Annotated in this window: 12 protein-coding genes; 5 read left to right on the top strand and 7 right to left on the bottom strand. The window is 51.5% G+C overall.

All coding sequences use genetic code 11. From position 1 onward, the window contains the following. The first annotated feature begins 7 nt into the window (after window positions 1-7). Window positions 8-508 carry a hypothetical protein gene (locus ACY0JR_RS05250; protein ID WP_462632890.1) on the top strand — a complete coding sequence of 167 codons (501 nt, stop codon included), beginning with the start codon at window positions 8-10 and terminating at the stop codon, window positions 506-508. A 175-nt stretch (window positions 509-683) separates the two neighbouring features. Here the strand turns inward: ACY0JR_RS05250 and ACY0JR_RS05245 are convergent, their stop codons facing one another. The 3 genes from ACY0JR_RS05245 to ACY0JR_RS05235 all read right to left on the bottom strand — a co-directional run bounded on the left by ACY0JR_RS05245 (window position 684) and on the right by ACY0JR_RS05235 (window position 2,786). Beyond that, window positions 684-1,202: a hypothetical protein gene (locus ACY0JR_RS05245; RefSeq protein WP_462632889.1), complete on the bottom strand. Its 519-nt coding sequence runs from the start codon at window positions 1,200-1,202 to the stop codon at window positions 684-686. A gap of 100 nt (window positions 1,203-1,302) precedes the next feature. Continuing rightward, a complete protein-coding gene (locus tag ACY0JR_RS05240) occupies window positions 1,303-1,743 on the bottom strand; it encodes a DUF3805 domain-containing protein (protein ID WP_462632888.1) in 441 nt (146 codons plus the stop codon). 188 nt (window positions 1,744-1,931) lie between these two features. Continuing rightward, complete coding sequence (locus ACY0JR_RS05235) at window positions 1,932-2,786, bottom strand: GNAT family N-acetyltransferase (protein WP_462632887.1); 855 nt, start codon at window positions 2,784-2,786, stop codon at window positions 1,932-1,934. Window positions 2,787-3,462: 676 nt separating this feature from the next. Here ACY0JR_RS05235 and ACY0JR_RS05230 point away from each other — a divergent pair. From ACY0JR_RS05230 to ACY0JR_RS05215, 4 genes are all read left to right on the top strand, one after another. Then, window positions 3,463-4,947: a PSP1 domain-containing protein gene (locus ACY0JR_RS05230; RefSeq protein ID WP_462633114.1), complete on the top strand. Its 1,485-nt coding sequence runs from the start codon at window positions 3,463-3,465 to the stop codon at window positions 4,945-4,947. Then, window positions 4,947-5,429, top strand: coding sequence for a gliding motility lipoprotein GldH (locus tag ACY0JR_RS05225; protein ID WP_462632886.1), 483 nt, complete (start codon window positions 4,947-4,949; stop codon window positions 5,427-5,429). Before ACY0JR_RS05230 ends, ACY0JR_RS05225 begins: the two co-directional genes overlap by 1 nt. Before the next feature lie 172 nt (window positions 5,430-5,601). Further along, window positions 5,602-6,705 carry an endonuclease/exonuclease/phosphatase family protein gene (locus ACY0JR_RS05220; protein ID WP_462632885.1) on the top strand — a complete coding sequence of 368 codons (1,104 nt, stop codon included), beginning with the start codon at window positions 5,602-5,604 and terminating at the stop codon, window positions 6,703-6,705. Window positions 6,706-7,087: 382 nt separating this feature from the next. Further along, window positions 7,088-9,097: a hypothetical protein gene (locus ACY0JR_RS05215; RefSeq protein WP_462632884.1), complete on the top strand. Its 2,010-nt coding sequence runs from the start codon at window positions 7,088-7,090 to the stop codon at window positions 9,095-9,097. Window positions 9,098-9,875: 778 nt separating this feature from the next. Here ACY0JR_RS05215 and ACY0JR_RS05210 read toward each other — a convergent pair. The 4 genes from ACY0JR_RS05210 to ACY0JR_RS05195 form a co-directional block, all read right to left on the bottom strand. Then, window positions 9,876-10,745, bottom strand: a complete 870-nt coding sequence (locus ACY0JR_RS05210; protein ID WP_462632883.1) for an SDR family oxidoreductase — start codon at window positions 10,743-10,745, stop codon at window positions 9,876-9,878. Between the two features lie 406 nt (window positions 10,746-11,151). Further along, window positions 11,152-12,075, bottom strand: coding sequence for a hypothetical protein (locus ACY0JR_RS05205; RefSeq protein WP_462632882.1), 924 nt, complete (start codon window positions 12,073-12,075; stop codon window positions 11,152-11,154). Beyond that, on the bottom strand, window positions 12,065-16,060 hold the full coding sequence (locus tag ACY0JR_RS05200; RefSeq protein WP_462632881.1) for an AAA domain-containing protein: 3,996 nt from the start codon (window positions 16,058-16,060) through the stop codon (window positions 12,065-12,067). Before ACY0JR_RS05200 ends, ACY0JR_RS05205 begins: the two co-directional genes overlap by 11 nt. A gap of 98 nt (window positions 16,061-16,158) precedes the next feature. Continuing rightward, window positions 16,159-17,112, bottom strand: a complete 954-nt coding sequence (locus ACY0JR_RS05195; protein WP_462632880.1) for a ComEA family DNA-binding protein — start codon at window positions 17,110-17,112, stop codon at window positions 16,159-16,161. Between the last annotated feature and the right edge of the window lie 176 nt (window positions 17,113-17,288).

Genomic DNA, 17,288 nt, shown 5'->3' with positions numbered 1-17,288 from the left:
AAATAACATGGAAACTACACCAGAAAAATACGCACATATAAAAGGTTGGGGCATAGACGCCGACCCAAAGAACGACCCTACTTACCCTATGCGTAACCGCTCTGCGGAGGACACGAAGGCTTATAACTGGGAAAGACCAACGCAGCAACCCATCACCGTTGAAATATTACACTCCATAGAAAGACCCAACGTAACCTCGGTTTTTGGCACTTCTACCCCGCCCTCGGGCTTGAGTGGTATGATCCGACGCCTGGCCTTCAAAAAGAGCGAAAACGACTACGGCCATTGGCTTCCGCTTATTCTGGCCGACCGCATTAATGTGGTGGAAGGGATCATTGAAGACATAAAAGATGGCAAGTTCCCTAACATTCCTGCAGAAAAAGGCATGAAAGCCGAATGGGAACACAACCGTTCCGGCCTCCTTCGGCAACTAGCCGTTACTGCTATCATAGGCTATGGCGTAGTGGCTTATTTCAGGGCTAAAAAGAAAAGGGAAAGTCATTACTAAGCATTTCTCTTTTTGCCTCTACACAGAAAACCCCGGCAGATCTAGGAACTGCCGGGGTTTTCTGTGTAGGGGTTTTGGGTTGATTTTATTTAGGATTGCGGCCTCGTGTAAACAGCGTGCGAGGCCGTCGGCCGTGGCTTGATGTTTATACTAGTCCGTTGGTGTGGGTTTTTCTTTAGTCTGCCTGATGAATCCAAACATATTTTCTGTTCTTCCAGGCTACAGTTGCCCCACCTTCTTCTTCTGTGCCGATATAAAAGGCGGTATTATCAAGTTTGACATTTCTGCTTCCTTCTATATCCCCTTCTTCCATGAAGGTGACTTCATTGGTCATTGTGTCTGTGACGAGATTCCAATTTTTTACCCAATCAAAATTATCCCCACCATTTCCGAAATCATTCCCAGCACCAATTAAATACACTTCTTTGGTATTCCCGTGCTTAATCCTAATTCCTTTTTTGTCGTTGATAGTAACTGCGTAAGCGGTATCTGGAAAGCCGTCACCATTAAAATCTGCTGAAAGAAAATCGGGGCTTAACCAGCTTTTACTTTTAATCACTGTGTCCGATTTTGTCGTTTGGGCAATGGTTGATTTTATTTCTCTTTTCTCCGCTACTGATTGTTTCTCTTGCTGTTTCTGTTCGCAGGAATAAAAAACAGCTATGGCTAGAAGTAGAATTAAGTTTTTATTCATTTTTAGTTGTTTAAATGCACACCAACGCACTGGGCCAAACGACGGGCGAGGCCGTCGGCCCAAGACTGACGTTTAACCCAGTGCGTTGGTGTAGGCGTTTTTAATTTATTTGTATAGACTTTATTATATTTTCAACTTTAATTATTTCGGCTTCGGTTGTCTCTGTTCCTTCATTGCTCTTATCTGTAGCAAAGGAGCATAAAAACAAATTATTATTTTTTCCTAAAGTCCAATAGTAGATTATTGATTCTTCAATTTCATGATTTTCATATTCTTTATAGAATACACAGTCGTAATTACCTAATTTTATCATTTTAGCATTTTTAGAACTATTATCTTCAAGTTCTTCAGCCAATTGTTCAGGTACTGTGTCTATCCCTTTTTGATTGTCCCATTTCAAAGGAGTAATCCTGAAATTTCCTTTCCAGTTTTCTTCATCGAAAAAAGCGTATGTTCCTTCTTCGTCTACATATTCTGCCCAATTAGATGGTAGTTCAATTGTAAACCATCCCTGTTCAGAAGTAAACTCTTTATATTCCATCTTATTTCTACAACTAATACTAAAGACAACTATCGTCAATATGGATATTATCTTCTTCATTCTCTAAATGCACACCTACGCTTATCCACCTACTATCTATTGCTAAATATACAGTTCATTATCACTTCTAACCGAGAACCGTAGCTCCTTCAAGACCCTTTTCAAAAAAACAGCAGCAAAACCGCCACTCACACCTCCCACACCATCTCATATTGCCCCGGTATTTCCGGCATATTTCTGCCTTTCAGGAACGCTAGTAAGCTTTCGGCTTGGGCATCTACGTTAATGACGCTTACTACCGGTGAGGACGTTACAGAAACCAATTGTTGCAGCAGCGCCTGCCCTATTCCTTTTCTTCGCCAGGCGGACGCCACGGCTACCTGCGCGATGGCGCCGGTAGTTAAGTAGACAATACCGTACCCCACACATTCCCCCTGAACCTGCGCCTCTACCACTTGCACGTAGGCGGCGCTTCGGTCAATGGCGGCTGTGTGGTGCTGCCAACTAGGCTCTACGTCCCAAAACGTTTGGTACAGCGGCCAGTTCAGAAAAGTAACCTGCCGGAAAGTCACTTCCTGCGGTGCGTGCGCATGCCAGTGCAGGTCTGCTTTACCGTGCCTGAACACCTGGAACGTGCGGGTAATCTCATACCCCAGCCGCTCATAAATCCCGAGGGCCCGCTTATTTTCCTGAATCACTTCCAGCAGACAGTGCGTGACCCCGTGTTCTTTGAGCACCGGCAGACAGAACGCATACAGCCGCTGGGTAAGGGCCGCGCCCCGGGCTTCTGGCACTACGCCGGTGCCACCGTTATAAGCCGTAACCTTGCCTTGCCACACCCCAATTCCATTTAAGATAAACCCCACCGGCTCATTCTGGTGAATGGCCAGCGGAGAAACGGCCAGGTGAGTGCCGTCCCGGCGGAGTTTCATTTCCAGAATGGCAGGCGTGAGCACCATGGGCATGATATAATCCGCGAAGGCGGCATTGAAGAGCGTGCACAGCTTGTCAACGGGCAGGGTTTCTGCAAAGGCGAAGGTCATACGGGAAAGGCGATGGTAAAGCCGAGGTCAAATAACAAAATCAGAGAAGAGAATCAAAACCACCCTCTTCCTTGACGCACAGAACACCACTCCAATGAACTCTTGTTTGGGTTGCCCCGCTTGCCTTCTCGTTTTAGGGCTGATTATCTGAAAACGAACGTAAAACCCCTCTGTCGCCACTCTCCATCTAAACAAAGGGAACGGACACTGCTTTTCCTTTTGTTAAGAGTTTTAGCTGTTTTCCAGCCCATTTTCATAAATTAAGCGGAAAACAACGTGTGGATAACGCAGGCAAACGTGCCTGCCTATTCAGATTAAGTTATTATATTTGTTAGATTAGGCTCTCAGTATTTGCCGTAAACAGGCGTTTGAAGGCCCATTATCACCACACACCTCCTTCTCTAAGTTATTCAGCTTCAGAAGGATAAATTCACCAGTAGTTGTAGGAGAAATGGGAAATTACCGTTCTGGCGGTAAAAGAGCCACTTTTTTGAAAACATAGAATTATCTATATAAAGGAAATTGACCCGTGGGATGTAGTTCATGTTCTAGTGGCGGCTGCGGCACCAAAACTACCAGTGCAGATGGCACTGAGGTAGTGGCGGGCTGCAAAAGCAACGGCGGTTGCAGCACGGGAGGCTGTAACCGATTAAATGTATTTGATTGGCTCTCAGACATGGAAATTCCCGTGTCTTTTAAAGAGTTTGATATAGTAGAAGTGCGCTTCAAAGGCGGCCGGAAAGAGTTTTTCCGGAACATTAACCGCTTGCCGCTCATCACCGGTGATGCCGTGGTCGTAGACGTGCCCAACGGGCACCACATAGGCCACGTGTCTCTCAAAGGCGAATTGGTGCGTTTGCAGATGAACAAGAAAAAGGTTCAGAACAACGACGAAATCCGGAGCATCTACCGCGTGGCCACCGAGAAGGACATGGAGAAGTTCAACCTCGCCCGCGAGCAGGAACCCGCCACCATGTACCGTGCCCGCGCCATTGTGCAGGAGCTCAAACTCAAAATGAAGCTCTCAGACGTAGAGTACCAGGCCGATAAAACCAAAGCCACCTTCTTCTATTCCGCCGATGACCGCGTGGATTTCAGGGAACTGATCAAGAAACTGGCCGAGGAATTCAAAGTCCGGATTGAGATGCGCCAGATCAGCCTTCGGCACGAAGCCGGGCGCTTGGGCGGCATCGGGTCTTGCGGGCGCGAGCTGTGCTGCTCTACTTGGCTTACCGATTTCCGGAGCGTGTCTACCACGGCCGCGCGTTACCAGAACCTTTCTTTGAACCCCAGCAAGCTGTCTGGCCAGTGCGGGCGCCTTAAGTGCTGCCTCAACTATGAGCTGGAAACCTACATGGATGCCCTCAAAGACATTCCTAACGTAAACCGTCCGCTGCAAACCAAAGCCGGCGATGCCTTTTTGCAAAAGACTGACATTTTCCGCCGCATCATGTGGTTCGGGTACCGGGGCGACAGCAACTGGTTTCCGGTTACGGTAGAGCGCGTGCATGAGGTGCTGAAGATGAACGCCGCCGGCGAAATGCCCGAGAACCTGGCCGCGGAAGTGAAACAGCAGCAGCCCGAAGTGGTGGACTTTGTGGAAGCCCTGGAAGGCAATCTGGACCGTCTGGACGAGCAATACAAAGCCAAGAAAAAGCGCAACAAGAAAAAGAATAAAAACGGAGGCACTGCCACGGCTTCGGAAGTAATGGCCCAAGCGGCTCCTACCCCAGAGGTGCGCCGCGACCGTCCTTCGGGCAGACCCAACGGAGCAGGCGAACCAAGACCGCGTCCTGAACGCAACGGCGACAGACCCGCTAACGCTGAAAGCAGACCGCCAAGACCAGAGCGCGAACCGCAGGTGAAAGGCCAGCAGCCGCAAGGCAAGCCTCGTCCAGAGCGCGACCAGAACCAGCAGCGTCCACCCAGAGAGAACCGCCCGCCTAGGCCAGAACGTCCGCAAGGGCAGCGTCCGCCGCAAAACAAACCGCAACCGGCTCCGCAAGTGGCAGCCCCGGGAGCAGCCGTGGCAGCGCCAGACAGACCAGAGGCCGCGGCAAAGCCGGAGGGTGAACAACGCAGCCGCCGTAACCGCAACCGCAACCATAGAAACCGCCGTCCGGGCAACCAGGAAGGCAGTACACCACCAACAGAAGCCTAATGGGAAAGTATTTTCGTCTTTGTTCTCTTTTGCTTTGCCTGGGTCTGTTGCTGGGCAGTTGTGACGCGAACCGGGTGTTTGAGGAAAACCAGGATTTGCCTGAGAACCAGTGGCCGGTGGCGTTAGCGCCCGTGTTTGAGTTTGAGATCACAGATACCACGCAGCAGTACAACGTGTATTTTAACGTGCGGAACGCGTTGCATTATCCGTTTTATAACCTGTACCTACGCCACTACCTGGTAGGCCCAGACGGAAAGCAGATCAGCTCCATGCTGCATGAAATGTTTTTGATGGACCCCAAAACGGGCGAACCCAAAGGCAGCGGGGCCGGAGATATCTTTGATCACCGGTTCAGAGGCCTCAAAAACGTGCGTTTTCCGCAAGCCGGAAAATATCAATTGAAACTAAACCAATACATGCGCCAAGACCCTTTACCGGGCATAATGGCGGTAGGCATACGGGTAGAGAAAGCAGCCCCTTAAGCTCCCAATAGCACCAAATTTACTTAAAGTCGTTTCTGGCCTGATTTTAGCAAATCACGCTGGGAACGACTTTTTTTTGGGGTAATTGTTCGGCGCTTTGCAGCCGTATTTCTACTTAGGCAACTCAATTCCTAAAAAACAGTATGTGAACGAACCAAACTTTTCCTGACCTATGAAACTCGCCCTTGAGCTGCTTGGCTGCTTCTTTATTCTGGCTTCCTTACTGACCATGGTAAAAAGCACAAATTGGTGGATACGAATACTGGATTTTCCACGGGTGCAGGTGGCGGTGCTGGGCACGGTGTTGCTAGGGCTGTATGGCTACCTGTTCGGGTATGAGTTACTCACCCAGAAAATATTTGCGGGGCTGCTGGTATTGGCTATCGTGAATGAATTGGTGCACGTGTACAAGTTCACCCCGTTTGTGCGGGTACAGGCGCTGCCGTCTAAGCTGAAGGTTCCTAAAAACTCGTTCGGGATCATGATCTCCAACGTGCGCATGTCTAATACGCGTTATGACCGCTTCCTGAAAGTGGTAAAGGAGAACGACCCAGACCTGTTGCTGATCAACGAACCCAACCAGAAGTGGGCAGATGAAATAGCGGAACTGAACGACCGGTACCCTTACTGCATCAAAGAACCTCTGGAGAACACGTATGGCATGATGCTGTACAGCAAGTTCAAACTCATTGACCCAGAAGTAAGATATCTGGTGGAAGAAGGAATTCCGTCGTTTTACACCTTGATTGAGTTACCCAGCGGCAAAAAGATTGATCTCTTCACCGTACATCCGCAGCCGCCGCACCTGCACAAAGACACAGACACCCGTGAGGCCGAATTACTCACGGTGGCTAAAATGGCCAAGGAATCACCTTGGGCCAGTATTGTCATAGGCGACCTGAACGATGTGGCCTGGTCTTATACCACTAATCTCTTCCGGAAGTTGAGCGGCCTGTTAGATCCTCGCATTGGCCGGGGCTTCTTTAACACCTACAACGCCTTTGTGCCGTTCTTCCGGTACTCTTTGGACCATATTTTCTATGACCCAGCCTTCCGGCTGATCAGAATGAAACGCCTGCCTTTCTTTGGGTCAGACCATTTTCCTATGTTCATAAGGTTAAACTATGAGCCGCTGGAAGCCGATGAACACGAGGTGCCCGAACCTGACCAGGAAGAAAAGGAAGACGCTGAAGAACTGCTGGACAACCTGGATGTAGACCTTCCGGCCTCTGCCAGCATCTCACCTCTGCAAGGAAAAACAAACGAGAAAGTATAGTTCGCTTGTGAATGAGGCGACTTGTCCTTCGTTCAGAAGCATACACTTAAGCCAAATACGGGAAAACGCCTCCTTCTTTTAAGGTCCTTTTAGAAAAGAGCCTTAAAAGAAGGAGGCGTTTTTTTCTTCCTTTTCAAAAATCAGCGGAAAAGAACACTTGTCATAATCAATTTGTTAAAGAAGCCTTTAAATCAGCGGCATCTTTTAAGGTTATTCTCCTATATATTCTTTCTGGATTAAAAAATTACAATACGGGTGCTAACCATGCAAAAATGGGTTCGTATAGTATAAACACTTTCCTCAGAAGTAGGTACAACTCCTGATTCTAAGGACAGCTTTCCTAACTCACTAATTTAAAACCTAAAACAAAGGAGATTTAACCATGGAAGACAATCAAAAAGGGCAGCAAAACGATAACAAGAGCTCCTCTACTACTGGGTCAAGCGGTGGTGGCATGGGTACAAACGCTTCAACTTCCTCTTCATCAGATGCGATGGGCAAAAGCTCTTCCTCAGATGCCTCCTCTCTTGGATCTTCGGGCGCGCAAGGCGGCACTGGTTCATCTTCTGGCATGACGGGGCAAAGCGGCTCCGGCAGCTCCACTACTTCCGGCGCGAGCGGTTCCTCTTCTACCTCGGGTGCCGGAACTTCTTCGGCTTCCACTTCTGGCAAGAAAGGTGCGAGCGGCAAAACTTCTTCTACCCCCAAAGCCGGTTCTAAAGCAGGTTCATCTACTACCGCCAAAGCGTCGGGAGAAAAATCTGGCTCCGGTAAATCTGGCAAATCAACGTCGGCTTCATCTTCAGACAATAGCACTACTGGCGGTTCTGCTGCCTCTATGGGAAGCGGCATGGGCTACGGCGGCTCCCAAAACAATGACTCTAGCAACCAAGGCAGTTCTTCTATGAGCGGCATCAGCGGCGGCGGCAACTTCAACGGGGAGCAAGGCGGCTATGGCTCACAAGGTGGTAGCGCTGGCGGTGCTGGTAACGGATATCAAGGAGGCGGCAATAATGGCAGCTTCGGCGGCGGGAACTCCTGGAACAACCATGACGACCAACACAACCGTTACGGCGGTCAAGGCGGCGGAAACTACGGTAACCAAGGAGGTTCTAACTACGGCCAGGGTGGTTATGGCGGTAACAGCAACCAAGGCGGCTCTAACTACGGCATGGGCGGCTACGGCGGTCATACCGGTCACACCCAAGGCGGGCAAGGCGGTTACGGCGGCGGCTCTGGCATGGGCAGCAATCCGTACGGCATGAGTTCACAAGGCGGCTACGCCGGAAACTCTTCCCGTTCAGAATCTGACCGTGGCGGCTATTCCAACTATGGTGGCTCCGGCTATTACGGAAACCAAATGGGTTACGGCACGGAGAGCGGCTATGGCATGCACGGTGGTAGTAACCAAGGCAGCGGCCACGGCGGCTACAGCCAGGGCTACAGCAATCAGCAAGGCGGTTCCTACGGCTCCATGGGCTCCAGAGGTGGTTCTTATAGCGAGGAATACGGTTCACGTGGTGGCTCTTCCCGCGGAGGTCAGGGCTATGATGGCAATTCTGATTATGACGGCGGATACAGCCAGGGCGGAAACGCCTACAGCACCCAATACGGTAACGGCTCTTCCGGTGGCCGAGGCGGCAGCAACTACGGTTCCCATGACATGGGTTCTCGTGGTGGTTACGGGGGTTCTATGGGCAATGACATGGGTTCCCGTGGTGGCTACGGTTCTTCTCAGGGCGGAAACCAGGATTGGCAAGGGGGCAGCGGTTCCTATGGCGGCCGAGGCAACGATAACAGCGGTTACGGCTCTATGAGCGGTGGCGGACAAGGCGGCTACAGCACCCACAATGCCCAAGGCGGCGACTTCGGTTCACGCTCTTCTCAAGGGGGCTACGGCTCAATGGGCGGTGGTAATTACGGCGGCTCTTCTTACGGTGCCAGCCAAGGCTCACAAGGTGGTAATTACGGCCAAGGTGGCCATGGTGGCGGAAGCTTTGGAGGCTCTAACTACGGCAACATGGGCAATGACATGGGCTCACGCGGCGGCTACGGCTCTTCCGGAACTGGTTCCAGAAACGGTGGCCGTGAGCATGGCCATGGCGGTGCTTCTACCGGCGGCGGTTACGGCGACCAGAGCCGTGACTACGGCATGGGCGGTTACGGCCAGGGTGGCAGCAGCTACGGTAGCTCCAGCGGCTACGGTGCCTCTTCTGGTATGGGTTCCCGCGGCGGCTATGGTGGCACGCAAGGCGGACAGTCCAGCTATGGTGGCGGTGGCTCTGGCTACGAGAACCGCTCCAGATACGGAAACTCTAATGACCATGATGACGATGATAATAACCGTGGCGGGCGTTCTTCCCGTGGTGGTTCTTACAGAGATGATCAATAAGAGTTTTTAACAAATCTTTTTCATTACAAAAAGCCCTGCTGTTTCAGTAGGGCTTTTTGTTTTTTAGGGGAGATATGGAGTGTTGTTGATGTTCTTAGTGGTGTACGCAGTTTGCCTGTTGCTGGCGTGCCGATGCGGTGCCCTACTTTCGCCGTTGTTGGTGTTATCACCAACAACCTGAATGGCTGCCCTTCTAGAAGGAAGCTTTGGTGCATGCAGTTGGCCTGTTGCTGGCGTAGCGATCGGTTAATGCGGTGCCCTTATGCTTTGTTGTTGCATGGTTCCCCTCCGTGCGCTCACGGCCGCGAGGCCCCGTCTTCCCCTCGCGCACTGCCCTTTCGGCCTATGAAGCCTGTCTCTCTTAGTATTGTCTATCCAAGGCCAAAAGCGAGGCGCGCTCGGGGAAGACTGGAAAGGGGAAAGTAGCGTAATGCGGTGATATCAATGCGTGAGAATACCTCTCAAAAGCGGAGATTCCCCCTTTGAAGGGGCGAAGGGGAATGTTTACACCTGCCGATCACACGCATTGCTTTCTCCTTCAGAGCGAATTCCCATTAGGAAACATGGTTCAAGTCTGTGACTTGGACCTACCATGACCGGAAGTTTGCAACTTCCATGAGGCGTGAGCCTCAAACACGCGGCCTTTCTGGAATGAACCACTCAATGACCTATAGCGCCTCAATTACTTTCAACCAAAACCAGATCGCCCGTTCTGGGGCTGTTTTCTTAGAAACAGCTCCAGAACGGGCGATCTATAATTCACTTGTTTGCTGCAGCTTTAGAAGCAATCCCGGTAGGTAGTGACGAAATCTTCAAAGGTGTGGGGCGCACGACCAAGGATTTCCTGGGCATCGTTGGTGAGGGTGGTGGTGTAGCCGGCGCGGGTAATAGCACTTAGTTCCAGAAGGCTGTCGGTCATCCAAGCGGGTAGGCCTTGCTGTTGCATGGCGGCGCGGGCGGCGTCTTCGGGTACATCCACGTAGCTGATGGGGCGGCCAATGACGTTTGAAAGGATAGTTGCCACCTCAGACCCGGAAAGGGCTTGTGCACCGGTGAGGGTGTAGGTTTGGCCTGCATGGTTGGCTGGATTCAGTAAAATCTGAGCAGCCACTTCGCCAATGTCACGCACATCAATGTAGCCGGTTTTGCCCTCTCCGTTGGGTTGGTAGAACGTACTGTTTTCTTTGATGGTAGCGGCGTACTGGTTCGCGTAGTTCTGCATGAAACCGGCGGGCCGGAGCACCGTGTAAGACAAACCGCTGCGTTGCAGGTATTCTTCGGCTTGGTGGTGCCACCTTCCCAGTTGAATACCCGGCTCGGCGTCTGCGCCAATCATGGAGAGGCGCACCACATGTTGCACCCCAGCGGCTTGGGCAGCATCAATCAGTTTCTGGGCCATTTCTACCTGGTCAGAGGTAAAAGGAGTAATCAGGAAAGCTGTATTTACCCCGGTAAAGGCTACCATCAGGCTCTCGGGCCGATCGAAGTCGATTGCCACCAATTCCACGCCCGGCAAACGCTTCAGGCTGTCTCCTTTAATGAGTGACCGTACGCCCGCCCGCACAGATGCGCCCAAGGCAGAGAGTGTTTTGACAGTGGTAGAACCAACAGTACCGGTAGCCCCAGTTACTAAGATGATGTTAGACATGTTATTTGGTTTTAGATAATGGCGGCTTGCCTTTGGCCTTGCTTTCTTAAAACGGAAAATTGCCCGGTGCGTTCTCTCGTTGTTTTAGAGAAAACCAGCCAGAAATATGATAAGTACCTCTAGAGAATCAAATTTCACTCGCTCACCTCTGGCGAGTGTGAGTTAGTTGCGGCCTCTGGCCGAGTTATGGAAATATTAAACGATGCTTCAAGAAGCGGCGGGACGCCGCGGGTAGCTCACACTCGCCAGAGGCGAGCGAGTATTCAGCATTAGTTTATTACCACTTTCCAGAACTATCAATTGATTCTGTATGTGCGTCTCATTCAACCATCAGCTAAAAAGAGAAAAGGCATCGAGTGCTGCCTTTTCCCTTTTAGTTCATTTTCCCGAGAACGGGCGCAAAAACCTATTTCTTCAGGCTCAGCATGTACAGCGTTCCCTTCTCATTGGAGATCATCATGTCAGTGTCGTTCACGAAAACCAAACCTTCGGCCTGGCCTACTTTGCCTAACGGAATTTGTTCTCTTTTGCCTTTGAAAACACCCTCAGCGGAGTCTGATTCAAAGAGATAGACCCAACCTTCGCCCAACAGGGCGATGTGGCGACCATCCGGCGAAATGTCAGCGGCGGTGATTTTGGTGGTAATTTGGATGCTGTCCAGGGGAGCCACGGTTTGGGTGGTACCCGGCTGGTTGGCTACTTTATAGAGCTTTACCCAATCGCCTTTGCCGCGGTTTTTGGTGAAGAGGTAAAAGGCGCTGTTGTGCAGGAGAAAGCCTTCCACGTCAAAGTTTTGGTTCTTCTTGGAAGGCGGAAACTCCGTTTGGTCGGCGTATTTGAATGGGATGGTGCCTACCACTTTTTTGGCTTTCTCATCTACCTTCACAATCTGGAGGTCTTGGCGGGTGTTTTCGTTGTTGCCCATGTCACCCAAGTAAAGGAACCCGTCTTCGCCACGGGCGATGTCCTCCCAGTCATTGTTTTTGCCCCCTTGCACGGTCATGGTCTCCAGCAACTCACCAGACTGGTTTATTTTATAGAGTACGGCTTCGTTGCCCGCATCTGGGTGGGTCCAGAAATTCCCATCAGCGGAAGCCTCCAGACCAGAGCTTTCGGGCACCGATTTCTTGCCCATTTTGCTCATCTCCAGCAGGTCATAGTTGTTGTTGACGGCGAAGCCCTCAGAAGCGGGGTTCTTGTCTTTTTTCTTGCCTTCCTTTTTAGCGGATTTCTCTGCTCCCGATTCCTCTGATTTAGCCGAACCGGTGTCGCAAGCCACGGCCAAAAGCAGGCATAGCCCTACGGAAATCTCTAATAATTTATCTCTCATCTTTTTGATACAATTGCGTTAGTTTCTGCCAGACTTGTTCAGGCTGACTCCAAAACTGACGACTGTACACCGCTCCATATTTCCAGCCTCGGGCTTGGAGGCGCAAGGGCACATCGGCGTGCGAGGCTTTGGCGGACGGTCTCCGATAGTACAAATCGTCATCGGTTAGTACTACGGCCTCGTATTGGTTGCCGTTGCGGAAAGTGAGGTCGGCAAAGGGAAGTTCCAACAATATATGCGTATTTGTACCATTTTGTCCAAATTCGGCTAATAACGCCGGGTACAACAACAACGCCGATGGAATGTTGGTGGGTGGTACTGGTTGGGGCGTGAATCCATTCTCACTTACTTCGCGGGCAAAGGCCAGGTACTCGCGCAACAATTTCGGGCCGGGGTGTTTCACGTTCTCCGTTGGGAACTGCTCCGGCCACAGACTGGTCACCACATACACCCGTTTGATGGCGCGGGTGATGGCCACGTTCAAACGGTTCTCGCCTTTGGCCGCGTTCAAACTCCCGAACATAGCCCGCACCACGCCGCTGGCATCTGGCGCGTACCCGATGGAGAAGATGATGTACTGCCGCTCATCGCCCTGAATGTTCTCAATGTTCTTGATGATGAGTTCCTCGGGTAGTTTTACGTTTTGGGCTAGCGCCGATTCTTCCAGTAAATCCTGCACTAATTGCTGCTGCGGGAAGTTGAAGGTAATGACCCCAATGTTGGTTTCGCCTTTGGCGATGAGTTCAAGCACCAGGTCACGCACGCGTTCGGCCTCTACCCTGTTGGTCTGGTTTTCCCACACGCCGTCTACCTTCAGGTACTGCAGTGCCGGTTCAGACGTGTTCATGGCCTCCAACTTAGGAATGAGCTGAAGTTTATGCCGGTAGAAATGCTGGTTGGAGAACTGAATCAATTCTGGGTACTGGCTGCGGTAATGCTCAGAAAGCAAGGTCTGCGGCAGGTGCAGCGCACTCAACTGCAACAGCGATTCCACCAACAATTCCTCCGTCTCCTCCTCGTCCGTCCCGAAACGCACGCGGTACAAATCTGACGGGCCTAACTGCTGCTCATCACCGGCAATCACGGCCTGTTTTGCCCGTATCATGGCCGGAATTCCTACTTCCGCGAAACACTGCGATGCCTCATCAAAGATGACCAAGTCAAATATGCGCTCCAGCGGAAACAATGCCGAAACCGTCTCGGGCGAAGCCAACCAGCACGGCAACAGCTGCCTAATTTCTTCCCCGAACTCAGCGTTGAGTTTGCGCAACGGGAACAGCATCCGTTTTTTACTTACCTGCGTGAGCAAGCGCCGGTACGTCACCGGATTGCCCAGGCGGTTATACTCCATGTTTTTGTAGGTCTGCTCCCGCAGGTTGAGCAAGATTATCTGCCGACTAAGTTCGGCTTTCTGCTTGATTTTCTCTTGTAGTTCGGTTTCCAACCGTTCCAGTTCGCCGGTACTCACAATGGTTAATACCGGGCTCTGGCCTTCCAAATGCTGCACCCAGGCAAGTAGAACGCTATTCTCTACTGCCTTCAATTGGGCCTCTACGCTTTCTGGCACCGCAACACGTACCTCATCCAGCAACGTCCGAAGCTCCGGCGAAAGGGTTTGCACCAACGCATCAAAAAGTACCATCCGGTCGAAGTGCTCAGCCAAGCTTTGAGTCATTCTTTGGACAGCCGCAGCATCTGTGGCAATAAGGTCAATCTGAGAAAGCGTAAGCCACCGTTCCCATTCGCGCAGCTGCTCCTGCAGTTGTTTCAGTTTCGGAAGCGTTTGGCGTAAAACAGCCTTAAAACGCTCTTCTGGTAGTTGCAGCAGCGCATCGGGCAGAACGTCATAAGCCGTGAGCCGCTGGATGATTTTCCGCTGTTCCCAAGCCTGCTGCAAGGCAGCCATTTCCTGCGTAGCCTCTGCCTGAAAGAAGTCTGTCGGAATCTGTAAAGTAGGTTCCAGCGTCTGCAGATTTTGCCATTGAGTTTGCAGGTCTTGCCACTGTTTCAGTGCGGTGCGCAGGTGCTCCACAGCGGTGTCTGCATTTGTCAGTCCTTTGCTTTCGGCGAAAGCCGCCAGCTTCTTTTTATCCGAAGAAAAGCTCCACTGGATTTTACTCAGGAAACCGCTTTGCGCTTTGTCATACGCCGTCAGCAGTTGTGAGAGTTGAAAAGCCTCTTCCGGTAAAAGCTTGGTCTGTACCGCGGCGGTATCTTTCTGCAATTGGGCAAGTTGCGACTCGCGCTGCTTATAGTCCTTCGTTTGCGCCAGATTCCCGAAAAACAGCCTTGAAACTGCCTTGTCTTCCAACGTTTGCTGCACGGCGGTAAGCGCGGTGAGTTCCTGTAGTAAAGCTTGCAGCGCATCCCACGGCTCAGCCTGGGCCGGTAGTAGTTCCTGCACTTGCGTGGCCGTGGCTTGCGCCGAAGTTGGAATTTGGGAGAGTAATTGGGTGAGTTTCTGGCGTTCGGTCCAGGTGTGCAGGTGGAAAGAGCGTCGTTCGTTCCACGGGAAATCTGGGCTTTGCAGCAGCCCGGCATCTTGCAGGTAATGCAGCAAACGCGGTCGCCATTCTTGCCAAGTGGTGGCGTTGAAGTTCAGATAAATGCCCTCGGCGGGCAGATGCGGAGTTCTGGGGTTACTGCGTAGATACAGTTCCTTGGGCGACCAACCACACGTTTTGGTGTCAAACAACGCTTCCTTCAGGCTGTTCAGGCGTTCAGAAATCTGGTTGATGCGACGGCTGGTTTCCAGGAACTGCCGCTCGGCCTGGATGTTACCCAGGGCCACGTTCTGCCGCTGGTATTCCTCTACCTGTTCAATCTGCTGGCGTATCTTCGAGTAAACGGCGGGTCTATCTAAGTTCAAGTCATGCACCAACGCACTGAACTGGTCTAAGCCGGTGGTAGACAGACGCTGGTACACCACATCCAGCGCAGCCCGCTTCTGGCAGACCACCAACACGCTTTTACCCCGCGCCAGATAATCAGACACCAGGTTGCAGATGAGTTGTGATTTGCCCGTGCCCGGAGGACCCTGCACTACCACGCTTTGCCCCGCTTTCACTTGCCGCAGCGCGGCTTCCTGCGAGGCGTCTGCGTCAAAGGCGGTGAATAGTTGTTGCTCCAGTTGCGCTTGGGCAGCGTTTACCTCCGTTTGTGGCAGCAGCAGTTCTTCTAAGGAATCCACAGGCGGATTTTCCAGCAGGTCGTCATAATCTGAAAGCTGGTAGGAACCGGCCTGCGGGAAAATCCCGAGCATCGCCTCGGGCTGGAGTTTCAGTTGACCGGGTTTCCAAGTTTTCTCCAGGTCTTCGCGTTTATAAGCTTTGAACGGCTGCAAGGCGTCTTTCATCAACTCTTGGTTGAAGTTGATTTCCAGGTTGCTTTCCTTCAGTAGTTCGTACAGCTTGGTCTTGAATTGGAGGTCATCGGAGGGGAACTCGTCAAAGTCTTCTTCCATGAGCGCCTCGTCTGGCGCAAGGTTGAGGTAATGCGCATAAGCCAGCAAAAAGCTTTTGTTGAAAAACGCAGGCGCATCTTGGGGGCGTACCAATTGCCACTGGCGTTTCTCGTTCACCCGCAGTTCTACCGGAAAAAAAATCAATGGGCAGCGCACCAACGTTCCATCGGGAAAAGCGCCTTCCACGAAGGGCCAACCTACAAACAATTCCTTCGCGCCGCGTTCCTCCCAAATCATGTGTGCCCGGCGCTGAATGGTTTTCAGGCTTTTAGTGAGCGGCGCCAGCGCGGCATCCCGGGCATCGGCTACTTCGCACAGCGTCATGTGCTGCTTTCCGGCCAGCAGGTCTTTCACATAGTCATACGCCGGGCCTTTGTAGGCGAAGTCCAGAGCGTGAAGGTCTAAGTGCAGGCTAGCAGAAGGTTTCAGCAACACCAACGAACGGTTAGAGCCGCTGAGGTTCAGAAGCCGACGTTGGTATTGTTTCAACAAGTGCGGAAGTGGGGTGACAGGGTTGGGCATACAAGGTAAACGGTGGAGCCAAAAGGGTGTTGTACGAACAGTTTTGCGTTTTTAGGGCGTGTTCAAATTACGCATTGCAGCACGCAATACAAATTCTGTTACTGCACCGATAGATAGGGCTGCATCTTCTGGAACTTTGTCTCATCTATCAGTTTGATTTTGCGGAGTTCTTCCAGATTGGGATAGGGCCCATGTTGCGTGCGGTAATTCACGATGGCTTTGGCCAGATTGAAACCAATATACGGGTGTTGCCGAAGCTCGTCAAACGTAGCTGTATTCAGGTTGATTTTACGGGGGGCGTTAGCTTTGGAGAGGAAGCCGTACTTACGCACACTGTCCACCACCTCGGGTGCCAACCCATATACCTCAGCCACTTGCTCCACGGAGTGAAAACCGCCCATCTTGTTTCGGAAAGCCACAATCCGCGCCGAGAGTTTACTGCCGATTCCTTTGATTTGCTTCAGCTCCGCAGTATCGGCGGTATTCAAGTCAAATGGCTGTACTTCCCACTTTTTGCGCGGGTACTCTGTTCTGGGCTTGTTTTCTGGATAAGAGCCGGAAAACGGTTGGCCTTTGTCATAGGTGCGCGCGTAGCCGGGGCTTTCATCGGGTAGGTTGATATAAGGGTACCACAGTTGGAAAAGCGAGTCTGGCAGGCCGTAGATTTTCTGCAGTTGAGCTTTGCTTTTGAAGGCCCCGGCTTTGGCCTTGTAGTTGAGGATGCGCTGCGCGACGTACTTGTTCAAACCCAATTCCTGCCACTGCGCTACGGTTAGTTCGTTGGGGTTGAAGCGGTACAGTTTAACGGGTTTGCGCCGGTAAGAATTCGCCCTTTCGGCTTCAGCTATTTCCACTTGGCTGTCAAGCTGCACCACCAGGCTGTCTAGTATTTTTTGGTCAGCGGTGGGGTCATAGGGAACATCGTCTTGGAAAAAGAAAAATGGTGCCGCTATGCACAGCCCCATCAGGAAAATCAGAATGAAAAAGTGCTTCAGCTCTCGCTGAGAGAAAGAAAAGTAATCCTGAAAAGCGCGCAGCAGACGGTTCAGCATAGACGCTTTCTACGGATGAATTTGGGAGAAGGTGGCTCTTTTTCTCTATTTGGCCGCAACGCACGTCACAAATTCAAACGAACTGGTGTTTGCAACAGTCATTCTTGGTGGCGTGGAGAAGGTCTTTTACAGGAAGAAACAGTTCTGTTCCAGAGAGACACGTCGTAACAGGGTTA

This window comes from Rufibacter sp. JT3400010, assembly GCF_054956755.1.
Note: the sequence above shows the minus strand (reverse complement) of the source record. Positions and strands in the feature narration are given on the sequence as shown.